This is a genomic window from Serratia nematodiphila DZ0503SBS1 (assembly GCF_000738675.1).
Lineage (GTDB): Bacteria > Pseudomonadota > Gammaproteobacteria > Enterobacterales > Enterobacteriaceae > Serratia > Serratia nematodiphila.
Window position 1 is genome coordinate 3,373,361 of the sequence record NZ_JPUX01000001.1, and the last position, 24,765, is coordinate 3,398,125.

The window sequence follows — 24,765 nt, forward strand, 5'->3', positions numbered from 1 at the left end:
TTATTGCTCCTCCATGTTCAGCGGGAAGTGGCAGGCGAAGAAGTGGTTTTTGACCGGGCGCAGGCGCGGCGTTTCGATGCACTTCTTCTGTGCGTAAGGGCAGCGCGGCCCCAGGCGGCAGCCGATCGGCAGGTGCTCCAGCGAAGGAATGGCGCCCGGCAGCGTGTTTAAACGGCTCTTGTGCGGCAGCGAACGGCCGAAGTCCGGCATGGCGCGGATCAGCGCCTGGGTGTAAGGGTGGTGCGGCGCCGCCAGCAGTTCTTCGCACTGGGCGCTTTCCACCGTTTGCCCGCAGTACAAGACGTTCACCCGGTCGGCCCACTTGCTCATCATCTGCAGGTCGTGACTGATCAGCAGAATGGTGGTGTTGTTGTTCTGGTTGAGACGCGCCAACAGGCGGAAAATCTGCGCCTGCGTGGTCGGTTCCATGGCGTTGGTCGGCTCATCGGCGATCAGCAGGCGCGGTTGGTTGGCCAGCGCGATGGCGATCATCACTTTTTGGCACTCGCCTTCCGTCAGCTCGTACGGGAAGCTGCCCATGATGTCGTCATGATCCTTGATGCCGACGCGGTGCAGCAACTCGATGGCGCGGCGTTTGCGCCAGTTGAAGCGCTGCCACCAGTGGCCCTTGTAGGTCCAGCCCGGGATGGCCTGCGCCAGCTGGCGGCCGATGCTCTCGGAAGGGTCGAGACAGGACTGCGGCTCCTGGAAGATCATTGAGACGTTGTGGCCCACCAGCTTGCGCCGCTCGCGCGGGCTCAGCTGCAGCAGATCGATGTCGTCGAAGCGGAAACGATCGGCGGTGACGCGCCAGTTGTCTTTGGTCACGCCGCAGATGGCTTTGGCGATCAGGCTCTTGCCGGAGCCCGATTCGCCCACCAGGCCGCGCACCTCGCCCTCGGTCAGCGTCATGCTGACGCGATCGACCGCCTTGACCGGCCCTTCGGCGGTCATAAATTCAATCGTCAGATTGCGGATATCGAGTAACGGCATTATTCCACCCCGGCATTGATTGCGCGGCGCATACCGTCGCCTAACAGGTTAACCAGCAGCACGCTGACGAGGATGGCCGCGCCGGGCAGCATCACCGTCCAGGGCGCGACGTACACCAGCTCAAGCGAATCGCCGAGCATCGCTCCCCATTCCGGCGAAGGCAACTGCGCGCCGAGATCGAGGAAGCCGAGTGCGGCGATATCCAAAATAGCCATCGACAGCGCGCGGGTGAATTCGGTCACCAGCACTGCCGCGATGTTCGGCATGACCGCATACCACAGGATCTGCAGCGTGGAAGCGCCGTCAAGCCGCGCCGCCACCACGTACTCTTTCTCCAGCTCATCGTGCACCGCGCTGTAGATGGTGCGCACCATGCGCGGCAGCAGAGCCAGCCACACCGCCAGCATGGCGTGTTCTAGTTTGGGGCCGATAAACGCCACCACCACGATTGCCAGCAGCAGCGACGGAATCGACAGCAGAGTGTCGAGAATGTGGTTAAGCACCGCCGAGCGCAGCCCGTGGGTGACGCCGGCGAACACGCCGAGGATCACCCCGCAGAACGCCGCGGCCAGCGTCACCACCAGCGCGGAACCGAAGGTAGCGGCGGTGCCGGTCAACAGGCGGCTGAGGATGTCGCGCCCGAGATCGTCGGTGCCGAGGAAGAACGACACGTTGCCGTAGCGCGACCAGGACGGCGGCAGCAGTTGATAGCCGAGGAACTGCTGATCCAGCGCGTAGGGCGCCAGCAGGCTGCCGAACAGCGACAGCAGCAGTAGGGCGATCACGCCGTAAAAACCGATCATCGCCAGCGCGTCGCCGTAGAAAATCCGCCAGGTGTAGCGCAGCGGGCTCGGCATCTTTTTCTCGCGGTATACGTTATCGAAGGGCATACCATTCCTTATGTTTCAGCGGGTTGGTTGCCGCACCCAGAATGTCGGCCAGAACGTTAATGGTGATCACCAGCGTGCCGACCACCATCACGCCGGCGGAGATCGCCGCATAGTCCTGCTGGCGAATGGCGTTGATCAGCCACCGGCCGAGGCCCGGCCAGCTGAATACCACTTCGGTGATCATCGCCAGCGTGAGCATGGTGGAGAACTGCAGCCCCAGCTTGGGCACGATCGGCGGCAGCGCATTGTGCAACACGTGGCGGCGGATGATGGTGAAGCGCGACAGGCCGCGGGTGGCGGCGGCCTTGATGTAGTTTTGGTTCAGCACGTCGTCGGTGCTGATGCGCATCAGCCGCACCACTTCGGTGGTGGGCGCCACCGCCAGCGCGGCGATCGGCAGGATCATGTGGCGCAGCGCGCTGCCGATCATCTCGGCGCGATACGGCGAATCCGACAGCCAGGCGTCGATCAGCGCGAAACCGGTGATGGGCTTCACCTGATACAGCAGATCGAAACGGCCGGAAACCGGCAGCCAGCCCAGATGCAGCGAGAAGAACAGCATCAGCAGCAGCGCCAGCCAAAACACTGGCATCGAGAAGCCCAGCAGCGCGAAGGTGCTGATGGCGGTGTCCTGCCACTTGCCGCGCAGCACGCCGGCGATGATGCCCAGCGGAATGCCGATGAACAGCGCCAGAGCGAAGGCCAGCAGGCACAGTTCCATGGTGGCCGGGAACACTTCGCGCAGCTGTTCGCTGATCGCCTGGCCGTTGATGCTGGAGACGCCGAAGTCCCAGTGCAGCAGGCTGACGAAGTAGAACTGATAGGCGTCCAGCAGGGCGGCGCCGTTCAGCGGCGCGCGCGGCGTGAAATAGCTCAGGCTGAAGCTGACCAGCGTCAGGAAGAACAGCGTGATCAGCAGCAGCAGAATGCGGCGCAGGGTAAAGATAATCACTTTTTCACCTCCGGCGCGGATTCACGGTACACCCCGGCGAACGAGGCGTTACCGAACGGGCTCAGCACCAATCCCTTGATGTCGTAACGATAGGCCTGCAGGCGCAGAGAAGACGCCAGCGGCAGCACCGGCAATTGCTGCTCGAGGATTTTCTGCGCCTTGCGGTAGTTGTCGATGCGCTGAGACAGCTGCTGCGACAGCAGCGCGTTCTGCAGCACTTCGTCAAAGCCCGGATCACACCAGTGAGCATAGTTGGTTTGCGAACGGATTGCCGCGCAGCTCAGCAGCGGCCGGAAGAAGCTGTCCGGATCGTTGCTGTCGGTGGCCCAGCCGGTCAGGGTCAGATCGTGGTTCATCTCCATCAGGCGCGCTTCCTGGAAACGGCCCTCTACCGGCACGATGGTGACGTTGATGCCCACCTGGCCGAGATCGGCCTGGATCAGTTCGGCGGTTTTCAGCGGGCTCGGGTTGTAAGACTGCGAGGCGGTCGGCACCCACAGCTTCAGGTTCAGCTGGCTGACGCCGGCCTGCCGCAGCATCTCGCGCGATTTGGCCGGATCGTACTCGGTGACGTGCGCATCGTTGTCGTAGGCCCAGGAGGCGCGCGGCAAGATCGAGGCGGCGGTTTCCGCCGTGCCGTAATAGATCGACTGCATCAACCGTTGGTTGTTGATCGCCAGCGAGATCGCCTGGCGCACATTGAGGTTGTCGAGCGGCGGTTTACGGGTGTTGAACGCCAGATAGGCGATGTTCATCCCCGGGCGCAGCGTCAGGCGCAGGCGCGGATCGTCGCGCAGAATCGACAGCTGGCTGGCCGCCGGATAGGCCAGTACGTCGCACTCGCCGGTCAGCAGCTTGGAGAGGCGGCCGGTGCCGCCGGCGCCCAGATCGATCACCACCTGCGGCATGCGCGGCAGGCCTTTCCAGTAGGCGGCGTTGCGCGCCAGGCGAATATATTGCCCCGAGCGGTATTCGTTGAGCAGGAACGGGCCGCTGCCGACCGGCTCGCGATCGATCAGCTCCTGATGGCCTTCGCGCGTCAGCGTGTCGGCGTATTCGGCGGACAACACAGGCGCGTAGTGGGTGGCCAAGTGCCACAGGAACGAGGCGTCCGGCGACTGCAGGCGAATCTCCACCGTGTAGTCGTCGAGCTTTCTCACGCTCTGCACCGAATCACCGAACTGCAGGCTGTCGAAATAGGGATATTCGCCGCCGTTCACGTCGTGATACGGGTGTTTCTGATCGAATACGCGGGCAAAGCTGAACACCACGTCGTCGGCGTTCATCTTGCGGGTGGGCGTGAACCAGGCGGTGGTCTGGAACGGCACGTCCTTGCGCAAATGGAAGCGGTAGGTGGCGCCGTTATCCAGCACTTCCCAGCTTTGCGCCAGCTCGGGGATCAGGCGATAAGTGTAGGGATCGACGTCCAGCAGGCGATCGTACAGCTGGGCGGCCAAGGTATCCACCGTCAGGCCGCTGCTGGCCATTTGCGGGTTGAAGGTATTCAGTATGCCGCTGACGCAATAAACAAAGCCGCTTTGGCGAATGTCCGGCAGCGGCGCCGCGGCGGGCGCGGGCGGTGTTGTCGCGGCCAGGGCAGAGCCCGTCAGGCACAACGACAGTATCCAAAAGGGTAAACCACGCATAGAGGCTCATGGGTTAATCAGCAATAGCGTTAGTGTATCGCACTCTGACCAGCAGCCCAATCCATTGAGCAAAATCGCTGAGTTTTCTGCGACTTGATTAATCAGCCCGTTCAGCGGCAAGAAAAAAGTTTTCCATGTTATGTTATAATATAACAAAATCATGTTACCGTTCCCCGGCAAAGTCACAATAACGCAAGGGGATGTATGAACGAAGTTGCACTTCCACCACGCCGTTCGCTGCCGGACGCTCAGGCATGGCGCGGCGAAATGAGTGATGTCGGGCTCGATTGGGTCGGGATGCAAGGGATCGCGCTGCCGCTGGAGCTGGCCGGCAAGCCATTGATGGCGAAGGTCGACGCCGGTATCAACCTGCGCGCCGAAGCGGCGGGGGAACGCGGCATTCACATGTCGCGGCTGTATCTGGCGCTGGACGAGTTGACGCAGGGAGAGCTGACGCCACAGCGCATCGGCCGAACGTTGCAGGCCTTTTTGGCTTCGCAGCCGGAACACAGCGATCGCGCCAGCCTGACGCTCAGCGGCGAGCTGTTGCTGTCACGCCCGGCGCTGCTGTCGCCGCAGCGCGGCTGGAAAGCCTATCCGCTGCGCATCGAGGCCACTCTGGCAGACACGCTGACGCTGGCGCTGACCGTCGGCGTGCCTTACTCCTCCACCTGCCCGAGTTCGGCGGCGCTCAGCCGCCAGCTGGCGCAGCAACAGTTCCAGTTTGATTTTGAACAGGAGGCGGAGCGGGTCAACCAGCGGCAGGTGAGCGAGTGGCTGTTGGAGCAAGGGATGCCGGCCACCCCCCACAGCCAGCGCAGCTGGGCCTGGATCACCGTGACGCCCGAGAATGAACGGGCGTTCGAACCGGTGAAGCTGATTGACCGTATCGAACACGCGCTGGGCACGCCGGTACAAACGCTGGTGAAACGCCGCGACGAGCAGGCCTTCGCGCTGGCCAACGGTCAGAACCTGATGTTTTGCGAGGACGCGGCGCGCCGTCTGTATCGCATGCTGCGCAGCCAGTGCGACTACCGCGCTTTCTCGCTGCGCGTTGAACATCAGGAGAGCCTGCATGCCCACAATGCGGTGGCGGAGCTGAGCTGGCGGGGAGAACACCATGCTGCGTAAAAATCCCAGTGGCCATCTGCCGCAGGTCTCGCCGCTGGCCTACGTCGATCCCACCGCCATTCTATGCGGCCGGGTGATCGTCGAAGATTTCGTTTACGTCGGCCCGTATGCGGTGATCCGCGCCGACGAGTTGAACGCCGCCGGCGACATGGAGCCGATCGTCATCGGCTCGCACTCCAATATTCAGGACGGCGTGGTGATCCACTCCAAAAGCGGGGCGGCGGTGACTATTGGCCGTTACAGCTCGATCGCCCACCGCGCCATCGTGCACGGCCCGTGCCGCATCGGCGATCGGGTGTTTATCGGTTTCAACAGCGTACTGTTCAACTGCCACGTTCAGTCCGGCTGCGTGGTGCGCTACAACGCGGTCGTGGACGGCGTAACGCTGCCGGAAAACCGCTATATCCCCTCGACCGAACGCGTGGGGCCGGACAGCGATCTGTCGCGCTATCGCCAGGTCGATCGCGGCGCGCTGCAGTTTTCGGAAGAAGTGGCCGCCACCAACGTCGAACTGGTGCGCGGTTATCAGGCATTACGCAATGAATTTTAATGAGGTTTCCATGAAACAACTTCCCGTGACCGTGCTTTCCGGCTTTCTCGGCGCCGGCAAGACCACGGTGCTGAACCATATCCTGAACAACCGGCAGGGCATGCGCGTGGCGGTGATTGTCAACGACATGAGCGAAGTGAACATTGACGCCGCGCTGGTGGAGAATGAAGTGCATCTCGATCGCCAGGAAGAGAAGCTGGTGGAGATGAGCAACGGCTGCATCTGCTGCACGCTGCGCGAAGACCTGCTGGTGTCGGTGCGCGAACTGGCGCAGGAGGGGCGTTTCGATTACCTGTTGATCGAATCGAGCGGCATCTCGGAGCCGCTGCCGGTGGCGGAAACCTTTACCTTTGAGGATGAAACGGGCGAAAGCCTGTCCCAATTCGCCCGGCTGGATACGCTGGTGACGGTGGTCGACGGGGTGAATTTCATTCAGCAATACCAGCAGGCGCAAAGCCTGCAGGAGGCCGGCCAAAGCCTGGGTGAGGACGATCTGCGCAGCGTGGCGGACCTGTTGATTGAGCAAATTGAATTTTGCGACGTGATCCTGGTCAGCAAGACCGATCTGTTGACGCCAACGCAGCAGGGCGAAGTGATGGCGCTGCTGGCCAGCCTGAATCCCGACGCCCGCATTGTGCCGATCGCGCCGGGCAAACTGCCGCTGGAGGCGGTGCTGAATACCGGCAGCTTCAGCTTTGAAAAGGCGCAGCAGGCGCCCGGCTGGCTGAAAGAGCTGCGCGGCGAACACGTGCCGGAAACGGAAAGCTACGGCATCAGCAGCTTTGTCTATCAGGCGCGGCGGCCGTTTGCGCCGGACAAGTTCTACCGCGTGATCAACGGCGATTGGGGCGGCGGCAAGCTGCTGCGCTCGAAAGGCTTCTTCTGGCTGGCGACGCGGCCGCGGCAGGCCGGGCAGTGGAGCCAGGCCGGCGGCATCGCCCATTACGGCCTGGCGGGCACCTTTTGGCGCGCGATCCCGCAAGATAATTGGCCGCAGGATCCGCAAACGCGGGCGCATATTCAGGAGAAATGGGTGGAGCCGTTCGGCGACATGCGCCAGGAGTTGGTGTTTATCGGCCAGCACTTGCAACAGGCGGCGATCGTGCGTCTGCTGGACGACTGCCTGCTGAACGACGACGAAATGGCCGCCGGCGTGGACTATTGGCTGGACATGGCGGACCCGTTCCCTGAGTGGTAATTGCGCAATCTTCGTGTGGTAATGAGAAAAATTCTCAACAAAGTGCTTTACAGACGATACTGATAACTATTATCATCGCCTGGCAGTTCACGGAAGGCCACAGTTTGCGGCTCTGATGTGGAAGGCACGACATTGCTCACATTGCTTCCAGTGTTTTTTAAGCCAGCTCGGGTGCTGGCTTTTTTTTTTTGCCCGCTATTCCTCGTCCGTTTCGCCGTTTTGCAGCAGCGCATGTTTTTTCAGCATGCCGCGTAGCTGATGGTAGGTGAGCCCCAGCAGCTGCGCCGCCTTGCGCTGATTGAACCGGCCTTGCTGCAGCGCCGCTTCGAGAAGCGCCTTCTCCTGCTCGAGCTGCCAGTGTTTTAGCTCCAACGGCAGCGCCGGCAACGCGCCGGCGCCTTCAGGTGCGGGTGCAAGCGGCGTGGCCTCGCGCGGCGCAAACGGGTTGATGACGATGTTGTCAAGCGGGCTGTCGCTGTCGCCGTGACGATAGACCGAACGTTCCACCACGTTTTTCAGTTCGCGCACGTTGCCCGGCCAGCCATATTCGAGCAGCGTCTGCCTGGCGCGTTCGGTAAAGCCGGGAAACAGCGGCAGCCCTAGCTCGCGGCACATTTGAATGGCGAAGTGCTCGGCCAGCAACATGATATCGGGCCGGCGTTGGCGCAGCGGCGGCAGCTGTACCACGTCGAACGCCAGCCGGTCCAGCAGATCGGCGCGAAACTTGCCCGCCGCCGCCAGCGCCGGCAGATCGTCGTTGGTGGCGCACACCAGGCGCACATCCACCCGCAGCGGCTGGCTGCCGCCCACGCGTTCCAGCTGGCCGTATTCGATCACCCGCAGCAATTTCTCCTGCACCAGCATCGGCGCAGTCGCCAGCTCATCGAGGAACAGCGTGCCGCCGTCGGCGCGCTCGAAGCGGCCCAGATGGCGTTTCTGCGCGCCGGTAAAGGCGCCAGCCTCGTGGCCGAACAGCTCGGAGTCCAGCAGGTTTTCATTCAGCGCCGCACAGTTGAGCGAGATGAACGGCCCTTGCCAACGGTTGGAGAGGTAGTGCAGGCGGTGGGCGATCAGTTCCTTGCCGGTGCCGCGCTCGCCGATCACCAGCACCGGTTTGTTCAGCTTTGCCACCTGGGAGACTTGCTCCAATACGTCGACGAAGGCGTTTGCTTCGCCCAACAAATTTTCTGGCTGTTCGTTCATGATGAAATTCGCCAATGTTTGGTGAAAATAATCACTCTACAGCAAGCGCGCAGAGAGTCAAAAATAAAGAGTTGTTGTTTTTCAATAATATAAAAGTTGGCACGGGTTTTGATTATCTCTTTGGGCAAGCTGTACGACTTAACGCGGCGCTTCAGACGCCATCAGAACCAAGAGGAAGTGAGTTATGGGTATTTTTTCTCGTTTTGCCGACATCGTGAACGCCAACATCAACACCCTGCTGGACAAGGCGGAAGATCCGCAGAAGCTGGTGCGGTTGATGATCCAAGAGATGGAAGACACGCTGGTTGAAGTCCGCTCTACGTCGGCGCGCGCGCTGGCGGAGAAAAAGCAGTTGCTGCGTCGCATCGAGCAGGGTGAAAGCCAGGTAAGCGACTGGCAGGAAAAAGCCGAGCTGGCGCTGCGCAAAGATAAAGAAGACTTGGCCCGCGCGGCGCTGATCGAAAAACAAAAGGTTGCCGACCTGATCGCCACGCTGACGCAGGAAGTGGCGACCGTAGAAGAAACGCTGGCGCGCATGAAGAGCGAAATCGGCGAGCTGGAAAACAAGCTGACCGAAACCCGCGCGCGGCAGCAGGCGCTGGCGCTGCGCCATCAGGCCGCGTCTTCTTCCCGTGAAGTACGTCGCCAGCTCGACAGCGGTAAGCTGGACGAGGCGATGGCGCGTTTCGAACAGTTCGAACGCCGCATCGACCACATGGAAGCCGAAGCGGAAAGCATCAGCATCGGTAAAAAGAAGTCGCTGGACCAGGAGTTTGCCGAGCTGAAAGCCGACGACGCCATCAGTGAGCAGCTGGCGGCGCTGAAAGCCAAGATGAACCGCTCAGAGTAAGGCGAACCGCGGCCACACGCCGGAGGTGGCCGCCTATCCAGGACCCGATAAGAAGGAATAACAATGAGTGCTTTATTACTTGCCATTCCGCTGACAATTTTCGTGCTGTTTGTCGCGCCGATTTGGCTTTGGCTGCATTACAGCAATCGGCAACAGACCGGCATCCAGCTGAGTCAGCAAGAAATGCAGCGCCTGGCGCAGCTGGCGGAAGACGCCAAACGCATGCGTGAACGCATTCAGGCGCTGGAAGAGATCCTTGATGCGGAACACCCGAACTGGAGACAGTCCTGATGAGTAATACGCTGGGCAGTAAAAAGCTTTATCGCGTACCCGAAGAAGGCATGGTGAAAGGCGTCTGCGCCGGTTTGGCCCACTATTTCGACGTGCCGGTGCGCCTGATCCGCGTGATGGTGGTGCTGTCGCTGTTCTTTGGGCTGTTCTTCTTCACGCTGGTGGCTTATATCGCGCTGGTGTTCGTGTTGGACGAGGCGCCGGCCAGCCGCTTCGAAGGCGAGCATCAGAAGACGCCGCGCCAGCTGCTCGATCAACTGGAATATGAGCTGGGCAGCGGCGAGCAGCAGCTGCGTCAGGTCGAGCGTTACGTGACGTCCGACACCTTCGGCGTACAGAGCCGTTTCCGCAAGCTGTAACCCTTCTTGCGAGACCCGGCCTGCGCAGGCCGGGCATCTTCGCCGCCGTTATCCCGTGATTAACCTTAATCGTCTTGTGCCGGAGGGCATTGTCATGAATAAAATCGATGTCGCGAACACCGCCAGAGCGGGTGGATTTAAACGAGGAGCGGCGGCAATGTTGAAGACATTGGCTAAAGTCATCATCATAGCGTTATTGAACTATGGCCCGGCGGGCGCTGCCGGCTGGCTGTTGAAGACCGTTGGCCGCAAACCGGTGCGCTTCGTGCTGGCGCTGGTGCTGGAACCGCTGTTCCGTAAAGGCCTGAACAAGGCATTCGGGCGTTACGTCAAGGAGAGCAATGAAACGACTGCAAAATGAGTTAACCTCGCTGGTCAACCGCGGAATGGATCGCCATCTGCGCCTGGCGGTGACCGGCCTGAGCCGCAGCGGCAAAACCGCCTTTATCACCGCTTTCGTTAACCAACTGCTGCATGTGCACAGCGGCGCGCGCATGCCGCTGTTTTCACCGGTGCGCGAAGAACGCCTGTTGGGCGTTAAACGCATCCCGCAGCGCGATCTCGGCATCCAGCGTTTCACCTATGACGAAGGGCTGGCGCAGCTGTACGGCACGCCGCCGGCCTGGCCGACGCCGACGCGCGGCGTCAGCGAAATTCGTCTGGCGTTGCGCTACCGCTCCAACGACTCGCTGCTGCGCCACTTCAAAGACACCTCAACGCTGTACCTGGAGATCGTCGATTATCCTGGTGAATGGTTGTTGGATCTGCCGATGCTCGAACAGGATTACCTGGCCTGGTCGCGCCAGATGACCGGGCTGCTGCAGGGCGAACGCGCCGAATGGGCCAAGCCCTGGCTTGAGCTGTGCAAAGCCTGCGATCCGCTGGCGCCGGCCGACGAAAACCGCCTGGCGGCGATCGCCCAGGCCTACACCGATTATCTGCTGCGTTGCAAGAGCGAAGGGCTGCACTTCATTCAGCCGGGCCGTTTCGTGCTGCCGGGCGACATGGCCGGCGCGCCGGCGCTGCAGTTTTTCCCGTGGCCTGACGTGGCCGCGATCGGCGAGTCGAAGCTGGCGCAGGCCGACAAGCATACCAACATCGGCATGTTGCGCGCTCGCTTCAATTACTACTGCCAGTCGATCGTCAAGAACTTCTACAAAGAGCATTTCGTCCGTTTTGATCGGCAAATCGTGCTGGTCGACTGCCTGCAGCCGCTCAACAGCGGCCCACAGGCATTCAACGACATGCGTCTGGCGCTGACCCAGCTGATGCAGAGCTTCCATTACGGCAAGCGCACGCTGTTTCGCCGCTTGTTCTCGCCGACCATCGACAAACTGATGTTCGCCGCCACCAAAGCGGACCATATCACCGCCGATCAGCACGCCAATCTGGTGTCCTTGCTGCAACAGCTGGTGCAAGAGGCGTGGCAGAACGCGGCGTTCGAAGGCATCAGCATGGATTGCGTCGGCCTGGCCTCGGTGCAGGCGACCGAGAGCGGCATCGTCGATCATCAGGGGCAGCGTATCCCGGCGCTGAAGGGCAACCGCCTCAGCGACGGCGCGCCGCTGACGGTGTTCCCTGGCGAAGTGCCCGCCCGCCTGCCGGGGCCGGCGTTCTGGCAGAGCCAGGGGTTCCACTTCGATGAATTTCGTCCGCGCGCCATGAGCGTGGATACACCGTTGCCGCACATCCGCCTGGATGCGGTAATGGAGTTTTTATTGGGAGACAAATTGCGATGAGCGAGCCGATTAAACCGCGTATCGATTTTGACGAGCCGCTGCAGCCGCCGCAGGAACCGGCGTTGCGCGCCGGCGTCGCTTTCGACGCCGAGCAGGCGGAGAGCTTCTTTCCGGCGGCGCCGGAGCTGCAGCAGGAGGAGGAAGAAGGGCGCGCCGAAGGCATCATTAACGCCGCGCTGAAGCCGAAACGCAGCCTGTGGCGCAAAATGGTGACCGCCGGGCTGGCGCTGTTCGGCGTCAGCGTGGTGGCGCAGGGCGTGCAGTGGGTGCATAACGCCTGGGCGCAGCAGGACTGGATCGCCATGGGCGGCGGCGTGGCCGGCGGCCTGATCGTGTTTGCCGGCGTCGGTTCGGTGGTCACCGAGTGGCGGCGTTTGTATCGGCTGCGTCAGCGCGCGGAGGAGCGCGACGTGGCGCGCGAGCTGTTGCACAGCCACGGGCTGGGGCAAGGGCGCGAATTCTGCGAGAAGCTGGCGCGCCAGGCCGGGCTGGATCAGGGGCATCCGGCGCTGCAGCGCTGGCAGGCCTCGCTGCATGAAACGCAAAACGATCGTGAAGTGGTGGAGCTGTACGCCAAACTGGTGCAGCCGGTGCTCGACAACCAGGCGCGGCGCGAAATCAGCCGCTCCGCCGCTGAGTCGACGCTGATGATCGCCGTCAGCCCGTTGGCGTTGGTGGATATGGCGTTTATCGCCTGGCGCAACATCCGTTTGATCAACCGCATCGCCGCGCTGTACGGCATCGAACTGGGTTACTTCAGCCGCATTCGTCTGTTCCGGTTGGTGCTGCTCAATATCGCTTTCGCCGGCGCTTCCGAGCTGGTGCGCGAAGTGGGCATGGACTGGATGTCGCAGGATCTGGCGGCGCGGCTGTCGGCGCGCGCGGCGCAGGGCATTGGCGCCGGGCTGTTGACCGCGCGACTGGGCATCAAGGCGATGGAACTGTGCCGCCCGCTGCCGTGGCTGGAAGGGGAAAAACCGAAGCTTGGCGATTTCCGCAGCCAGCTGATCGGCCAGTTGAAAGATACGCTGAAAAAGGGCGACGGCAAGGCCAAATAACCCCGCGACGGCGCTCTCAGGAGCGCCGTTTTCTGAGCGGCGCCGACGCCGGACGTAATCGAGACTTGACGACAGTCGATCCCCCTGTGATTGCGTGATAAATCTCTGCAAAATTAATTATGGTTGTGATAACTCTCTGTTTGTAGGCTAAAATGACGCCGATGCTGTTATTCACTTGCGTTTAAAATCAGCAACCACGGCAATAAATCAGAGTTCTGTCAACTTTTGCTGACAGATCGCTTCTACCGCCCGGTGCGAGGGAGTATCATCATCGCTAACGATCCCCGCACCTGCAGAGATAAGGCCAACACTGATGCGTTTGGAAGTATTTTGCGAAGACCGCCTCGGTCTCACTCGAGAATTACTCGATCTTTTGGTATCGCGCAGCATTGACTTACGTGGCATCGAGATCGATCCCATCGGCCGCATTTACCTCAATTTTTCCCAGCTGGACTTCGATACTTTCCGCGCGTTGATGGCGGAGATCCGCCGCATCGCCGGCGTGACCGACGTGCGCACCGTCAGCTTTATGCCTTCCGAACGCGAGCATCGCGCGCTGCGTGCGCTGCTGGAGTCGATGCCGGAGCCGGTGTTCTCTATCGACATGAAGGGCAAGGTCGAGCTGGCCAACCCGGCGGCGCAGGCGCTGTTCAGCCTGAGCGAAGACAAGATCCGCAACCAGACCGCCGGGGCGCTGATCGGCGGCTATAACTTCAGCCGCTGGCTGGAGAGCGAGCATACGGCGCCGCACTCAGAACGGGTGGTGATCCGCAGCCAGGACTTCCTGATGGATATTACGCCTATCTATCTGGAGGACGAACAGCAACAGCCGGCTGCGGTCGGCGCAGTGGTGATGTTGAAGTCCACCGCGCGAATGGGCCGCCAACTGCAAAATCTGTCGGTGAACGACGATACCGAATTCGACCACATCGTCGCGGTGAGCGCCAAGATGCGTCACGTGCTGGAGCAGGCGCGCAAGCTGGCGATGCTCGATGCGCCGCTGCTGATCGTCGGCGATACCGGTACCGGCAAGGATATTCTGGCCCGCGCCTGCCACCTGCGCAGCCCGCGCGGCAAGCAGCCGTTCCTGGCGCTGAACTGCGCCGCGCTGCCGGATGACGTGGTGGAGAGCGAGCTGTTCGGCCATGCGCCGGGCGCTTATCCCAACGCGCTGGAAGGCAAGAAAGGCTTCTTCGAGCAGGCCAACGGCGGTTCGGTGCTGCTGGACGAGATCGGCGAAATGTCGCCGCGCATGCAGACCAAACTGCTGCGTTTCCTCAACGACGGCACCTTCCGCCGAGTCGGCGAAGAGCATGAGGTGCACGTCGATGTGCGCGTGATCTGCGCCACCCAGAAAAACCTCACCGAGCTGGTGCAGCGCGGCGAATTCCGTGAAGACCTCTATTACCGCCTCAACGTGCTGACCATCACCATCCCGCCGCTGCGCGAACGTCCGCAGGACATCATGCCGCTGACCGAACTGTTCGTGGCGCGCTTCGCCGATGAACAGGGCGTAGCGCGGCCCAAGCTGGCGAGCGATCTGGGCGGCTTCCTCAGCAAATACGGCTGGCCGGGCAACGTGCGCCAGCTGAAAAACGCCATCTACCGCGCGCTGACGCAAACCGAAGGCTACGAGCTGCGGCCGCAGGATATCGTGTTGCCGGAGTTCGAGGTGGAAATGTCGCTGGGCGACGAGGTGCTGGACGGCTCGCTGGACGACATCAGCAAGCGTTTCGAGCGCTCGGTGCTGACGCGCCTGTATCGCACCTATCCCAGCACCCGCAAGCTGGCGAAGCGGCTGGGCGTTTCCCATACCGCCATCGCCAACAAGCTGCGCGAGTATGGCCTGAGCAGCCGTAAAGGCGGCGCCGAGGGCGAAGAATAAGAAAGGCGCCTTGCGGCGCCTTTAGCGTGTTTCCAAAGCCGGCGAACGCCGGCTTTGTTATTTCAGCGCTGCCAGCGCCGCGTCGTAATCCGGCTCGGTGGTGATTTCGTTCACCAGCTCGCTGTACAGCACGTTGTCCTGGCCATCCAGCACCACGACCGCACGCGCGGTCAGGCCCGCCAATGGACCTTCGGCGATTTCAACGCCGTATGCCTGTTTGAACTCGGCGCCGCGCAGGGTGGACAGGGTGACCACGTTGCTCAGGCCTTCCGCGCCGCAGAAACGCGACTGCGCGAACGGCAGATCGGCGGAAATGCACAGCACCACGGTGTTATCCAGGCCGCTGGCCAACTGGTTGAATTTACGCACCGACGTCGCGCAGACGCCGGTATCGATGCTTGGGAAGATGTTCAGGACTTTGCGTTTACCCGCGAAGCTGCTCAGCGCTACGTCTGACAGGTCTTTGGCAACCAGCGAGAAGGCCTTGGCCTGTTCGCCCTGCTGTGGCAGTTTGCCCGCTACGCTGACCGGATTGCCTTGAAAATGTACTGTCTGAGTCATTGCTAGATTCCTTTTACAGGTGTTTATACAAAGGGTATGAACCTGATGGAACGGCGCGCCGGCGACGGCTGTTAACATCAGGTTCACACCCTGGCGCCAGTTTATGACAAGCGGGGCGGATTGGATATCAAAGTTTGCTAAATAGTTGTATATATTAGGCTGTTCTATAAAACATCACCGGCGCATCAGCCTGCCTGGATGCGCAGTTTTCGCTCAGGAGCCGTTATGAGAGACATGCGTTTTTACCCGGAAGCCTGGCCGCTGCACACCGCCTTCGTGATCGCGCGCGGCAGCCGCACCGAAGCCAGGGTGGTGGTGGTCGAAATCGAACAGCAGGGCGTGCGCGGCGTCGGCGAATGCACGCCGTATCCGCGCTATGGCGAGAGCGAGGAATCGGTGATGGCGCAGCTGGCTGAGATGGCGCCGGCGATCGCGCGGGGCATCACCCGCGAGCAGCTGCTGTCGCAGATGCCGGCGGGCGCGGCCCGCAACGCGCTGGATTCGGCGCTGTGGGATCTGGAGTGTCGTCTGCACGGGCAAAGCCTGTGGCAGCGCAGCGGCGTGACGGCGCCGGCGCAGATCCGCATGGCGCAGACCGTCAGCATCGGCACGCCGGAAGCGATGGCCTTCGCCGCGCGTGAGCTGGAGCGGCAGGGCGCCACGCTGCTGAAGATCAAACTCGACGATCACTATATCAGCGAGCGGCTGGTGGCGATCCGCGCCGCGGTGCCGCAGGCGACGCTGATCGTCGACGCCAATGAATCCTGGCAGGCGGAAGGGCTGGCGGCGCGCTGCCAGCTGTTGGCCGATCTCGGCGTAGCGATGCTGGAGCAGCCGCTGCCGGCCGGTGACGACGCCGCGCTGGAGCACTTTATTCATCCGCTGCCGATCTGCGCCGATGAGAGCTGCCACACCCGTGCCGATCTGCCGCAGCTGGCGCAACGCTATCAGATGGTCAACATCAAACTGGACAAAACCGGCGGCTTGACCGAGGCGTTGGCGCTGGCGCAGGCCGCGCGCGAACAAGGGTTCGCCATCATGCTCGGCTGCATGTTATGTACGTCGCGGGCGATATCCGCTGCCTTGCCGCTGGCGCCGGCGGCGCGCTTCGTCGATCTGGACGGCCCGACCTGGCTGGCGCGAGACGCCGAACCGGGCCTGGCGTTCGAATGCGGGGCGATCGTCGATATCGCCCCGTAGGGATTAATCCGGGTAGGTCAACAACTCGGTCATCGCGTCGATGTAACGCTCGCTGGCGGCATCGGCGGAGATCGGCGGGAATTCGGCGGTGATGCACGGCAGCGACAGATCCGCGCACCAGCTGCCGAACGAGCCGGGCGTTTCATAACCGACGCTGGTCACCAGCGGTAGCTCGAACTTGTGCGACAGCCAAACGCCGAGCCGCGAGCTGGCGGGATCTTCAATGCAGGCCAGCGGCTCATGGAACGACACCACCCAATGCGGCTTCAGGCGATGGATCAGATGACACAGCGCCTGGGTTTCCGGTTCGGAGCCGGGGCGCCCGCCGGTGGAGAGCCTGACGTCGCGCACCGGCGCCGCGCTGTTCCAGCGGTAGACGGTGTCGCCGGAGCGCCAGTTGGCGGCCGGGAAGTTGCGGTTCAGATCGACGCCGTTGGCATTGGCGCGCAGCCCCAGCTGACAGCCGTCGGGGTTGACCGCCAGCACCACGTGGTGGCGCAACTGTTCGGGGGCGATGCTGCGCAGCGCGCAGGACAGGGTTACGATGGCGGCGCTCTCATCGCCGTGGGTGCCGGCGATGATCAGCCCGGTCTGCGGGCCGCTGACCGCCGCTGGGAAATAGAGCAGCGGTGCGCCCAGCAGCGAGCTGCCGTAGTTCTCTCCTGCGATGGCCAACTGGCCACGTTCACTGCGTGGTCGATGTTCGGTCATGGTATTGTCCCTGAGTTAAAGGCCGAGAGTCATTGTCATTTTATTCAGTGTATTACGCTTTGAGACATCTTTCCCATCGCAATTGTGCGGCGTTTGCGCGATCTGTGATGCGGTAGCGGCGAAAACGCCAATTAAACCGCACCTGGCCTGAGGCTGTTGTTATACTAACGGCAGAGCTAAGCCAATCACCCGCAAGAGGATTTAACATGCCAGTAGCCAGAATCATCGCCAGCTATAGCGAAAATGAAAATGACACCATCACGCTGCTGTGCGGCGTAGACGCTGAAAACCAGATCCGCCAGGGGGAATGGTTCGGCGTGGTGAAAAACGACGACGGGCGCGGGGACGAATCGAACTATCCGTTCACCCTGCATATCGATTACCAGAAAGATGCCTTCTATCTCGACTACGGCTACGACGACGCGGATGCGCGTCAGCTGCAAAAAACCGATATCTCGGCTCGTCCGCTGGCTGAGAAAGGCTTTTTCACCGTGTTCGATGAAGAAGAGGGTGAAGAGTTCAGCTACCGCATCAACAGCATCCACCTGTACGACTGACGGTCGCCGCTGCAAACACCGCCCGTGCCGCCCTGCGCCGCACGGGTTTTTTATCGCCTGAATCGCACTTTTTGCAACTTCTCGGCCGTGAGCGCTAGGCCGGATGGATCTTGTGCTATATGATAAAAAATTCAGATGGTTAACGGGGGACAAATCACAATGACGGGAAAAAAAATGCAACGGGGTTTTCGTTTGGCGCTCTGCGCGGCGGCGATCGGCGCCTGTATGAGCAGCGCCATGGCGGCGCAGGTTCCCCCGGGCACCGCGCTGGCGGACAAACAGGAAATCGTGCGCCACATTAAAGACGAACCGGCCTCGCTCGATCCGATCAAAGCGGTGGGCTTGCCGGAGGCTCAGCTGGCGCGCGATCTGTTCGAAGGGCTGGTCAATCAGGACGCCAACGGCAAAGTGATCCCCGGCGTCGCCACCCGCTGGCAGACCAGCGACAACCAGACTTATATCTTCCATCTGCGTAAAGACGCGCGGTGGTCAAATGGTGACCCTGTCACGGCAAAAGACTTCGTCTACAGCTGGCAGCGGCTGGTAGAACCGAAAAATTTGTCGCCGTTCGCCTGGTTCGCGCAGCTGGCGGGGATCCAGAACGCCGAGCAGATCATCAGCGGCAAACTGCCTGCCGATCGCTTGGGCGTATCGGCGCCGGATGACTACACGCTCAAGGTGCAGTTGGACAAGCCGGTGCCGTACTTCGTCAGCCTGACGGCCAACTTCAGCCTGTTCCCGGTGAACAAGGCGGTGGTGGAAAAATACGGCAACGACTGGACCAAGGTCGGCAATCTGGTGGGCAACGGCGCGTTCAAACTGCAGGAACGGGTGGTGAACGAGAAGCTGGTGCTGACGCCTAACGACCATTACTGGGATCATGCGCGCACCGTGCTGACCAAAGTGACCTTCGTGCCGATCAACCAGGAATCCAACGCCACCAAGCGTTACCTGGCGGGTGACATCGACATCACCGAATCCTTCCCGAAAAACATGTATCAGAAGCTGCTGAAAGACATTCCGGGGCAGGTGTACACCCCGGATCAATTGGGCACCTATTACTACGCGTTCAACACCCAGCGTGCGCCAACCAACGATGTGCGGGTGCGCCAGGCCTTGTCCTATGCCATCGATCGCAAGATTATCGCGGAAAAAGTGCTGGGCACCGGCGAAAAACCGGCCTATCACTTCACGCCGGATGTGACCGCCGGGTTCAAACCGGAAGCGAGCTTGCTGCAACAGCAATCGCAGGCGGAGCTGGACGCGCAGGCCAAAGCGTTGCTGCAGGCGGCCGGTTACGGCCCGAACAACCCGCTGAAGCTGACGCTGCTGTATAACACCTCGGAAAGCCACCAGAAGATCGCCATCGCCGTGGCCTCGATGTGGAAGAAAAAGCTGGGGATTGACGTCAAGTTGCAAAACCAAGAGTGGAAAACTTACATCGACAGCCGCAATACCGGCAATTTCGATGTGATCCGCGCCTCCTGGGTGGGTGACTATAACGAGGCGTCGACCTTCCTGTCGCTGCTGACCTCCACCCACAGCGGCAATATCGCCAAGTTCAAGAATGCGGACTACGACAAGCTGCTGGCGCAGGCGGGGCGGGAAACCAATCCGGCGGCGGTGACCGCCGATTACAACAAGATGGAACAGATCATTGCCGATCAGGCGCCGATCGCGCCGATATATCAATACACCAATGGCCGCCTGATCAAACCGTGGGTAAAAGGCTACCCGATCACCAATCCGGAAGACGTGGCCTATAGCCAAACGATGTATATTATAAAACACTGAATGGGCTTATTTATCGCCCCCGCGCAATGCGGGGGCGGTATTTTTTCTCGGCGGCGAAACTACGAGGCTAATTAATTTTCCCACGCGACAAACCCCGTTTAATAATAAACAGGGTTGCCATCATCACATTAATATTGTCTATTTCAGAGCGCGGTTACGCTTACAGACAGTCCCGCATGGCGTCCACCACTACGCGGCCGCTCATATCGGTCTGAGTAATGCGGTAGCTGGTGGGATAAGAACGACGGGTACTGAAACGATCGTGGACGGAGACCTTGCCAATCTGCAGGCCGGCGGCGTTTTTCACCACGAACTCACTGATCTCTTCCTGGCCCTGGTTTTGCAAATGAATATTGCTGATTTTTTCCAGCGTATCGCTGGCGTTTATTTTTAAATGGTCGCGTAACATAACTACCTCCTCGTAGTGAGAAAAGTATATGCCCCTAAAATTTGCGCTGAAACAGCTTTGTGTTGATTTATTATTATCATTTTGAATTAAAATTGATAGCAATATGTTAAGTCATAATAATAACGGCATTACCAGCGCTTTATCGGTGATATTGTCTGATTTATCGGCAAGGGTTTATTTCATTGCCGTTATTATTAGTCTGCATTAATGGGAAACAGCGCCGGCCTGGCCGCCGGCGCGGGAAAGACGCAGGCGACGTTGTGCCCACAGCCGGGTACGATCGTTAACCGATGCGGCTTATCCGGCGCCAGATAACGTCGGTCATAGTCGGCATAGGCCAGGGCGCGCTGCAGCCGATAAGGACCCTGCAGCTGGGCGGCGCAGGATTTGTCGAGTATCCGATAGTAGGCGCCCGGCGCGGTGCCGGTATCATCGGCGGCGGCCAGATAAGTGATATCGGCCGCAGCATAGCGCCTGCGAGCCGCGTCTGCAGTGCGCTGCAGGTGAGCGGGAAGCGCTTCCAGACCGTATTTCCAGCGATTGGCCTGCGGGCAGCGGCCGGCGTCCAGCGTTTGCCAGCGGAAACGGCAGGCTGTTTCAATGCCGCAGCTTCCCCGGCTTGTGGGCAGAGGGCGCAGGCGATCAAAATAGAGCCAGCTGCCGGGATCGGCCACCACATAGCGCAGACGCACTCCGCTTGGCGGATGAGCAAAGCCGACATAATGTTGTACGAACTGGGCGCCGGCGGAAAAACCGGCCACGGTGATCGACTGCAGCGACGGCCAACGCCGTTTCAGATCGGCCAGCAGGTTATCCATGGCGTTGAACGAGCCGGTTTTCCCGCCATTATCCAAACCGCCTGCGATCCACGAGCCGCAGCGCCAGAGAGCGTCACCGTCTTGCGGCTGGGGCAGACCGGCGGAATGGCAGCGGGCGGCGAGTTTCACCGGCACCTGGAACAGCGGGGCGACCAGCAAGCTGTTGTCTCCCGCTCCCTGCGCGGCATCGATCGCCGCTTGCAACGTCTTGGCGGCGTCGCGTGGATGCCCGTGCATCACCACCAGCGCGGTATGCGGCTGGGGGGATCGAGCGCGAGCGACAAAATAAGGCAGGGAACCCGCCGCCGTCGGCGCGTGGTAGGGCGTGGCGAGACGTTCTAACACCGGTTCTGCGCGAACCGATTGGCCGAACAGCAGCAGAGTGGCCATGGCGATGCAGCGCAGGCGGCGGCGCCTCGTCAGGTTCGGCGCAGCACCGTGCGCATTTGTCTCAGGACTTCCCGGCATCGTTGTTCCTCACGCGCGCGTTGATAGTAGCGATAAAAGGCGCGTTCCGAACTGAGGTTACCCGCGCGTGCCAGCTGCCTGAAGGTCAGGAATGCCAGGCTGAACATAATCATAATAAATAATAGGCCGGGGAACAGCAGCTGCCAGCCGTCGGTGATGCGCGCATTAGGCAGATAGTGGAGTGAATGGGGCGTAATCAATACCCCTAACTGCTGCAGTCCCCATTGAGTCAAAGCGGGGAACAGCACCAGCAGCGTAACGAACACCAAATACAGCAAGAAATAGCGGCAGGAAAGCAGGAAACGTTTGAAAGCGTTATTGGCGCTTGGCCGCAACACGAAGCCAGCGGACGTGGCGTGCAAGATTTGCTGGCGGCCACCGGTGAAGCGATAGCGTTCCAGCGCCGCTACGCTGTCCGGTAACGCCAACAGCAGCTGCAGTGCAGTGAGGCTGGCGCTGCTGTTGCCGATATAGTCGCGAAAGCGTAACAGGTGTATGGGGGCGCTTTGGGGCTTCTCGACGGATTCGAGCAGGTTTAGCAGCTTATCGTGGTTTTCCCGCCGAATGCGGAAGGGCATTTTGACGAGGGCGAAAAACATCGCGCCAAAGGCGCCTACGGTGGGTACGACGATGTCCAGAAAAGTTTTTAGCATGGCGATCTCCTGCGGTTCTCCGTTCGTTCCTTGCGGCAGAAGTATAGATCACGTTTATGGGACAACGAGAAAACTGGCGTTACAGCTTGGCCTTTGATCTCCAAGGCGTTAACGCTAGACTCAGCAACATAAGCAAGACTGAGGGGATAAATGAATGGATGTGATTGAGGGGAGCGAGCTGCAGGTCGCCGATGCGGTTTACGCCTACCAGCTCGACGGCAAGGGGGGCGTCACGCCGATCGAGCGGGATGACAAGATCACCTGCGACGCACCGTGCTGGCTGCATCTTGATTACGCGCACCCGGCCAGCGCTGAATGGCTGAGTACCACGCCGCTGCTGCCGGACTCGGTGCGTGAAGCGCTCTCCGGCGAAAGCTCACGGCCGCGCGTCAGCCGCCAGGGCGAAGGCACCATGATCACCCTGCGCAGCATCAACTTTAACGCCAACTCACGGCCGGACCAGTTGGTCACCATCCGCGTGTACATCACCGATAAACTGATTATCTCCACCCGGCACCGCAAGGTGTATTCCATCGATCAAGTGGTGAACGATCTGCAAAGCGGCGCTGGGCCGACCAACAGCGGCAGCTGGCTGGTGGAAATTTCCGATGCGTTGACCGATCACACCAGCGAATTTATCGAGGATCTGCACGACAAGATTATCGATCTGGAGGACGCCTTGCTGGAGCAGCAGGTGCCGGAGCGCGGCCAGCTGGCGCTGATCCGTAAACAGCTGATCGTGCTGCGCCGTTACATGGCGCCGCAGCGCGACGTCTTCGCGCGGCTGGCCAGCGACCGCCTGCCGTGGATGAGCGATGACGATCGTCGCCGCATGCAGGATATCGCCGATCGCCTGGGACGGGGATTGGACGATCTGGACGGCAGCATCGCGCGCACCGCCATCTTGTCCGACGAAATCACCACGGTGATGGCCGACGCGATGAACCGCCGCACTTACACCATGTCATTGTTGGCGATGGTATTTCTGCCCACCACTTTCCTGACCGGGTTGTTCGGGGTCAACCTTGGCGGTATTCCGGGCGGCGGTAATCCTTTCGGTTTCGCGGCATTTTGCCTGATGCTGGTCGGATTGGTGCTTGGCGTCGCCTGGTGGTTGAAGCGCAGCCGCTGGCTGTAGGCAAAAATGACGAAAACCCGGTTAACATTGAGCAATATCAACATTTAGCCGGGGTAAATGGGGCATGATCTCTCTCGCAGGTGAATGCAACGTCAAGCGATGGGCGTTGCGCTCCATAATTGTCTTACTTTCTTATTTTTGAATTACTGCATAGCACATTTGATTCGTACAATGCCGGTTTAATCACCGGCATTTTTTTATTCGGCTTTCCTTCTTCTTCAGGCCGCGCTTTCATCCCAGAAGCTGGCTTCAATCTTGTGCCCATCCAAATCACGGACAAAGCAGCCGTAGTAAGCCTCGCCGTAATGCGGCCGCGAACCGGGCGCGCCTTCATCGACGGCGCCGGCCAGCAGCGCCTGGCGATGGAATTCATCCACCTGTTGCTTACTGGTGGCGAAAAAACCGACGTGCGTGCCATTGCCGGGCGAGGCCGGCCGGCCGTCGATCGGCACCTGCAGCCAAAACTCCGGGTAGTCGCGGCCGTAACCAATGGCGCCGGGATGCTCCAGCACGCGTCGGCAACCCAAAGCGGCCAGTGCACGATCGTAAAAGGCGGCGGCGGCCTCGAAATCGTTGGAGCCCAGTGAGACGTGGGACAGGCAGGGGGTGATGTTCATTGCGCGATCTCCATATGACTGTATAAATAAACAGTATAGGGTAAAAACGGCACTGCCCAGTAAATTTTGCGCAAACTGTGAACAGGATCGAGATCGTCGGGAAAGGTAAATGTCGCCGCTCGCAGGATGGCAAGCGGCGAGGGGGCTTATTTGATTTCCAGCACGTTCAAACGCTCTGGCGCAGGCGCCGCGTCGTCCGAGTCTTCCGGCTGCCAGCCGACCGGCTGCATCGGGATGTCTTCGCGATCGAAGGCCAAATCGCCGCCGTCCACCACGGCGCTGCCGTGGTGAATGCCTTTGAAATCGAACAGGTTGATATCGCTCAGGTGCGAAGGCACCACGTTCTGCATGGCGCTGAACATGGTTTCCAACCGGCCTGGGTAACGCTTGTCCCAGTCGCGCAGCATGTCGCCGATCACCTGGCGCTGCAGATTAGGCTGCGAGCCACACAGATTGCATGGAATGATCGGGAACGCTTTGGCGATCGAGAAACGCTCGATGTCTTTCTCGCGGCAATAGGCCAGCGGGCGGATGACCACGTGTTTGCCGTCGTCGCTCATCAGCTTGGGCGGCATGCCTTTCATCTTGCCGCCGTAGAACATGTTGAGGAACAGCGTCTGCAGAATGTCGTCGCGGTGGTGGCCCAGAGCGATCTTGGTGGCGCCCAGTTCGGTGGCGGTGCGGTACAGAATGCCGCGGCGCAGACGCGAACACAGCGAACACGTGGTTTTCCCTTCCGGGATCTTGTCTTTAACGATGCTGTAGGTGTTTTCTTCGACGATCTTGTACTCCACCCCCAGGCTTTCCAGATAGGCGGGCAGAATGTGCTCCGGGAAGCCGGGCTGTTTCTGATCGAGGTTCACCGCCACCAGCGAGAAGTTGACCGGCGCGCTTTGCTGCAGATTGCGCAGGATCTCCAGCATGGTGTAGCTGTCTTTGCCGCCGGACAGGCAGACCATAATGCGGTCGCCTTCTTCAATCATATTGAAATCGGCGATCGCTTCGCCCACGTTGCGGCGCAGGCGCTTTTGCAATTTGTTCAGGTTGTACTGCTCTTTTTGGCTAACGGATTGCTTTTCTGACATTTAAATCGT

The 24,765-nt window shown here is 60.6% G+C and carries 26 protein-coding genes; 14 read left to right on the top strand and 12 right to left on the bottom strand.

Annotation, left to right across the window (positions count from 1 at the left end; genetic code table 11):
• From sapD to sapA, 4 genes are read right to left on the bottom strand one after another with little or no spacing between them, the layout of a single operon-like run.
• A complete protein-coding gene (sapD, locus tag JL05_RS15615; RefSeq protein ID WP_016927551.1) occupies nucleotides 1-993 on the bottom strand; it encodes a putrescine export ABC transporter ATP-binding protein SapD in 993 nt (330 codons plus the stop codon).
• Nucleotides 993-1,883, bottom strand: coding sequence for a putrescine export ABC transporter permease SapC (sapC, locus tag JL05_RS15620; RefSeq protein ID WP_033632923.1), 891 nt, complete (start codon nucleotides 1,881-1,883; stop codon nucleotides 993-995). The genes sapD and sapC overlap by 1 nt, the downstream gene beginning before the upstream one ends.
• Nucleotides 1,870-2,835, bottom strand: a complete 966-nt coding sequence (sapB, locus tag JL05_RS15625; RefSeq protein WP_033632924.1) for a putrescine export ABC transporter permease SapB — start codon at nucleotides 2,833-2,835, stop codon at nucleotides 1,870-1,872. The genes sapC and sapB overlap by 14 nt, the downstream gene beginning before the upstream one ends.
• Entirely contained in the window at nucleotides 2,832-4,481 is a 1,650-nt protein-coding gene (gene sapA / locus JL05_RS15630; RefSeq protein WP_033632925.1) for an ABC transporter substrate-binding protein SapA, read from the bottom strand. The genes sapB and sapA overlap by 4 nt, the downstream gene beginning before the upstream one ends.
• 204 nt (nucleotides 4,482-4,685) lie before the next feature.
• Here sapA and folE2 point away from each other — a divergent pair, with 204 nt between their 5' ends.
• The 3 genes from folE2 to zigA are packed head-to-tail and all read left to right on the top strand — an operon-like array spanning nucleotide 4,686 to nucleotide 7,360.
• Nucleotides 4,686-5,612 carry a GTP cyclohydrolase FolE2 gene (gene folE2 / locus JL05_RS15635; RefSeq protein WP_033632926.1) on the top strand — a complete coding sequence of 309 codons (927 nt, stop codon included), beginning with the start codon at nucleotides 4,686-4,688 and terminating at the stop codon, nucleotides 5,610-5,612.
• Nucleotides 5,602-6,162 (top strand): LbetaH domain-containing protein, encoded by a 561-nt coding sequence (locus JL05_RS15640; protein ID WP_033632927.1) that lies wholly within the window; start codon nucleotides 5,602-5,604, stop codon nucleotides 6,160-6,162. The genes folE2 and JL05_RS15640 overlap by 11 nt, the downstream gene beginning before the upstream one ends.
• A 10-nt stretch (nucleotides 6,163-6,172) precedes the next feature.
• A complete protein-coding gene (zigA, locus tag JL05_RS15645) occupies nucleotides 6,173-7,360 on the top strand; it encodes a zinc metallochaperone GTPase ZigA (RefSeq protein ID WP_015378013.1) in 1,188 nt (395 codons plus the stop codon).
• Nucleotides 7,361-7,555: 195 nt separating this feature from the next.
• On the opposite strand, the gene pspF is transcribed toward zigA, so the two are convergent.
• On the bottom strand, nucleotides 7,556-8,563 hold the full coding sequence (gene pspF / locus JL05_RS15650) for a phage shock protein operon transcriptional activator (RefSeq protein ID WP_033632928.1): 1,008 nt from the start codon (nucleotides 8,561-8,563) through the stop codon (nucleotides 7,556-7,558).
• Between the two features lie 184 nt (nucleotides 8,564-8,747).
• On the opposite strand from pspF, the gene pspA reads away from it, so the two are divergent.
• From pspA to tyrR, 7 genes are all read left to right on the top strand, one after another.
• Nucleotides 8,748-9,413: a phage shock protein PspA gene (pspA, locus tag JL05_RS15655; protein WP_004930555.1), complete on the top strand. Its 666-nt coding sequence runs from the start codon at nucleotides 8,748-8,750 to the stop codon at nucleotides 9,411-9,413.
• A 63-nt stretch (nucleotides 9,414-9,476) separates the two neighbouring features.
• Nucleotides 9,477-9,704 carry an envelope stress response membrane protein PspB gene (pspB, locus tag JL05_RS15660; protein ID WP_004930553.1) on the top strand — a complete coding sequence of 76 codons (228 nt, stop codon included), beginning with the start codon at nucleotides 9,477-9,479 and terminating at the stop codon, nucleotides 9,702-9,704.
• Complete coding sequence (pspC, locus tag JL05_RS15665) at nucleotides 9,704-10,063, top strand: envelope stress response membrane protein PspC (RefSeq protein WP_015378011.1); 360 nt, start codon at nucleotides 9,704-9,706, stop codon at nucleotides 10,061-10,063. The genes pspB and pspC overlap by 1 nt, the downstream gene beginning before the upstream one ends.
• A 94-nt stretch (nucleotides 10,064-10,157) precedes the next feature.
• Nucleotides 10,158-10,424 (top strand): phage shock protein PspD, encoded by a 267-nt coding sequence (gene pspD, locus JL05_RS15670; protein WP_072010102.1) that lies wholly within the window; start codon nucleotides 10,158-10,160, stop codon nucleotides 10,422-10,424.
• The gene (locus tag JL05_RS15675) at nucleotides 10,405-11,802 is read left to right on the top strand and encodes a YcjX family GTP-binding protein (RefSeq protein ID WP_033632929.1); all 1,398 of its coding nucleotides are present in this window, start codon (nucleotides 10,405-10,407) and stop codon (nucleotides 11,800-11,802) included. Before pspD ends, JL05_RS15675 begins: the two co-directional genes overlap by 20 nt.
• Complete coding sequence (locus JL05_RS15680) at nucleotides 11,799-12,860, top strand: YcjF family protein (protein WP_033632930.1); 1,062 nt, start codon at nucleotides 11,799-11,801, stop codon at nucleotides 12,858-12,860. The genes JL05_RS15675 and JL05_RS15680 overlap by 4 nt, the downstream gene beginning before the upstream one ends.
• A gap of 313 nt (nucleotides 12,861-13,173) precedes the next feature.
• Nucleotides 13,174-14,745 carry a transcriptional regulator TyrR gene (gene tyrR / locus JL05_RS15685; protein ID WP_004930541.1) on the top strand — a complete coding sequence of 524 codons (1,572 nt, stop codon included), beginning with the start codon at nucleotides 13,174-13,176 and terminating at the stop codon, nucleotides 14,743-14,745.
• 57 nt (nucleotides 14,746-14,802) lie between these two features.
• Here the strand turns inward: tyrR and tpx are convergent, their stop codons facing one another.
• Entirely contained in the window at nucleotides 14,803-15,306 is a 504-nt protein-coding gene (tpx, locus tag JL05_RS15690) for a thiol peroxidase (RefSeq protein ID WP_004930536.1), read from the bottom strand.
• Nucleotides 15,307-15,531: 225 nt separating this feature from the next.
• On the opposite strand from tpx, the gene ycjG reads away from it, so the two are divergent.
• Entirely contained in the window at nucleotides 15,532-16,506 is a 975-nt protein-coding gene (gene ycjG, locus JL05_RS15695) for an L-Ala-D/L-Glu epimerase (protein WP_033632931.1), read from the top strand.
• A gap of 3 nt (nucleotides 16,507-16,509) precedes the next feature.
• On the opposite strand, the gene mpaA is transcribed toward ycjG, so the two are convergent.
• A complete protein-coding gene (mpaA, locus tag JL05_RS15700; RefSeq protein WP_004930517.1) occupies nucleotides 16,510-17,217 on the bottom strand; it encodes a murein tripeptide amidase MpaA in 708 nt (235 codons plus the stop codon).
• A 206-nt stretch (nucleotides 17,218-17,423) separates the two neighbouring features.
• Between mpaA and JL05_RS15705 the strand changes: the two genes are divergently transcribed.
• Nucleotides 17,424-17,774, top strand: a complete 351-nt coding sequence (locus tag JL05_RS15705; RefSeq protein WP_015378006.1) for a hypothetical protein — start codon at nucleotides 17,424-17,426, stop codon at nucleotides 17,772-17,774.
• A 159-nt stretch (nucleotides 17,775-17,933) separates the two neighbouring features.
• The gene (locus JL05_RS15710) at nucleotides 17,934-19,568 is read left to right on the top strand and encodes a peptide ABC transporter substrate-binding protein (RefSeq protein WP_015378005.1); all 1,635 of its coding nucleotides are present in this window, start codon (nucleotides 17,934-17,936) and stop codon (nucleotides 19,566-19,568) included.
• Between the two features lie 160 nt (nucleotides 19,569-19,728).
• Here JL05_RS15710 and JL05_RS15715 read toward each other — a convergent pair whose 3' ends face one another.
• From JL05_RS15715 to JL05_RS15725, 3 genes are all read right to left on the bottom strand, one after another.
• Nucleotides 19,729-19,977, bottom strand: a complete 249-nt coding sequence (locus JL05_RS15715) for a hypothetical protein (RefSeq protein WP_004930507.1) — start codon at nucleotides 19,975-19,977, stop codon at nucleotides 19,729-19,731.
• A 194-nt stretch (nucleotides 19,978-20,171) separates the two neighbouring features.
• Entirely contained in the window at nucleotides 20,172-21,263 is a 1,092-nt protein-coding gene (locus tag JL05_RS15720; protein WP_079007624.1) for a hypothetical protein, read from the bottom strand.
• On the bottom strand, nucleotides 21,215-21,916 hold the full coding sequence (locus JL05_RS15725; RefSeq protein ID WP_033632933.1) for a hypothetical protein: 702 nt from the start codon (nucleotides 21,914-21,916) through the stop codon (nucleotides 21,215-21,217). The genes JL05_RS15720 and JL05_RS15725 overlap by 49 nt, the downstream gene beginning before the upstream one ends.
• A 154-nt stretch (nucleotides 21,917-22,070) precedes the next feature.
• Here JL05_RS15725 and zntB point away from each other — a divergent pair, with 154 nt between their 5' ends.
• Nucleotides 22,071-23,054 (top strand): zinc transporter ZntB, encoded by a 984-nt coding sequence (zntB, locus tag JL05_RS15730; RefSeq protein WP_004930499.1) that lies wholly within the window; start codon nucleotides 22,071-22,073, stop codon nucleotides 23,052-23,054.
• A 218-nt stretch (nucleotides 23,055-23,272) separates the two neighbouring features.
• Here the strand turns inward: zntB and JL05_RS15735 are convergent, their stop codons facing one another.
• Complete coding sequence (locus tag JL05_RS15735; RefSeq protein ID WP_004930496.1) at nucleotides 23,273-23,671, bottom strand: VOC family protein; 399 nt, start codon at nucleotides 23,669-23,671, stop codon at nucleotides 23,273-23,275.
• Between the two features lie 146 nt (nucleotides 23,672-23,817).
• A complete protein-coding gene (gene ttcA, locus JL05_RS15740) occupies nucleotides 23,818-24,756 on the bottom strand; it encodes a tRNA 2-thiocytidine(32) synthetase TtcA (protein WP_004930494.1) in 939 nt (312 codons plus the stop codon).
• Nucleotides 24,757-24,765: the final 9 nt, after the last annotated feature.

What these genes read in the sequence shown, in the direction of transcription:
- JL05_RS15640 (WP_033632927.1), top strand. Translation starts at nt 5,602, where the DNA reads ATGCTGCGTAAAAATCCCAGTGGCCATCTGCCGCAGGTCTCGCCGCTG.
- sapC (WP_033632923.1), bottom strand. Translation starts at nt 1,883, where the DNA reads ATGCCCTTCGATAACGTATACCGCGAGAAAAAGATGCCGAGCCCGCTG.
- sapA (WP_033632925.1), bottom strand. Translation starts at nt 4,481, where the DNA reads ATGCGTGGTTTACCCTTTTGGATACTGTCGTTGTGCCTGACGGGCTCT.
- JL05_RS15720 (WP_079007624.1), bottom strand. Translation starts at nt 21,263, where the DNA reads ATGCCGGGAAGTCCTGAGACAAATGCGCACGGTGCTGCGCCGAACCTG.
- JL05_RS15680 (WP_033632930.1), top strand. Translation starts at nt 11,799, where the DNA reads ATGAGCGAGCCGATTAAACCGCGTATCGATTTTGACGAGCCGCTGCAG.
- ycjG (WP_033632931.1), top strand. Translation starts at nt 15,532, where the DNA reads ATGAGAGACATGCGTTTTTACCCGGAAGCCTGGCCGCTGCACACCGCC.
- JL05_RS15735 (WP_004930496.1), bottom strand. Translation starts at nt 23,671, where the DNA reads ATGAACATCACCCCCTGCCTGTCCCACGTCTCACTGGGCTCCAACGAT.
- JL05_RS15710 (WP_015378005.1), top strand. Translation starts at nt 17,934, where the DNA reads ATGACGGGAAAAAAAATGCAACGGGGTTTTCGTTTGGCGCTCTGCGCG.
- pspF (WP_033632928.1), bottom strand. Translation starts at nt 8,563, where the DNA reads ATGAACGAACAGCCAGAAAATTTGTTGGGCGAAGCAAACGCCTTCGTC.
- folE2 (WP_033632926.1), top strand. Translation starts at nt 4,686, where the DNA reads ATGAACGAAGTTGCACTTCCACCACGCCGTTCGCTGCCGGACGCTCAG.
- mpaA (WP_004930517.1), bottom strand. Translation starts at nt 17,217, where the DNA reads ATGACCGAACATCGACCACGCAGTGAACGTGGCCAGTTGGCCATCGCA.
- sapD (WP_016927551.1), bottom strand. Translation starts at nt 993, where the DNA reads ATGCCGTTACTCGATATCCGCAATCTGACGATTGAATTTATGACCGCC.
- pspC (WP_015378011.1), top strand. Translation starts at nt 9,704, where the DNA reads ATGAGTAATACGCTGGGCAGTAAAAAGCTTTATCGCGTACCCGAAGAA.
- JL05_RS15725 (WP_033632933.1), bottom strand. Translation starts at nt 21,916, where the DNA reads ATGCTAAAAACTTTTCTGGACATCGTCGTACCCACCGTAGGCGCCTTT.
- zigA (WP_015378013.1), top strand. Translation starts at nt 6,173, where the DNA reads ATGAAACAACTTCCCGTGACCGTGCTTTCCGGCTTTCTCGGCGCCGGC.
- zntB (WP_004930499.1), top strand. Translation starts at nt 22,071, where the DNA reads ATGGATGTGATTGAGGGGAGCGAGCTGCAGGTCGCCGATGCGGTTTAC.
- JL05_RS15705 (WP_015378006.1), top strand. Translation starts at nt 17,424, where the DNA reads ATGCCAGTAGCCAGAATCATCGCCAGCTATAGCGAAAATGAAAATGAC.
- pspB (WP_004930553.1), top strand. Translation starts at nt 9,477, where the DNA reads ATGAGTGCTTTATTACTTGCCATTCCGCTGACAATTTTCGTGCTGTTT.
- tyrR (WP_004930541.1), top strand. Translation starts at nt 13,174, where the DNA reads ATGCGTTTGGAAGTATTTTGCGAAGACCGCCTCGGTCTCACTCGAGAA.
- pspD (WP_072010102.1), top strand. Translation starts at nt 10,158, where the DNA reads ATGAATAAAATCGATGTCGCGAACACCGCCAGAGCGGGTGGATTTAAA.
- tpx (WP_004930536.1), bottom strand. Translation starts at nt 15,306, where the DNA reads ATGACTCAGACAGTACATTTTCAAGGCAATCCGGTCAGCGTAGCGGGC.
- JL05_RS15675 (WP_033632929.1), top strand. Translation starts at nt 10,405, where the DNA reads ATGAAACGACTGCAAAATGAGTTAACCTCGCTGGTCAACCGCGGAATG.
- ttcA (WP_004930494.1), bottom strand. Translation starts at nt 24,756, where the DNA reads ATGTCAGAAAAGCAATCCGTTAGCCAAAAAGAGCAGTACAACCTGAAC.
- pspA (WP_004930555.1), top strand. Translation starts at nt 8,748, where the DNA reads ATGGGTATTTTTTCTCGTTTTGCCGACATCGTGAACGCCAACATCAAC.
- JL05_RS15715 (WP_004930507.1), bottom strand. Translation starts at nt 19,977, where the DNA reads ATGTTACGCGACCATTTAAAAATAAACGCCAGCGATACGCTGGAAAAA.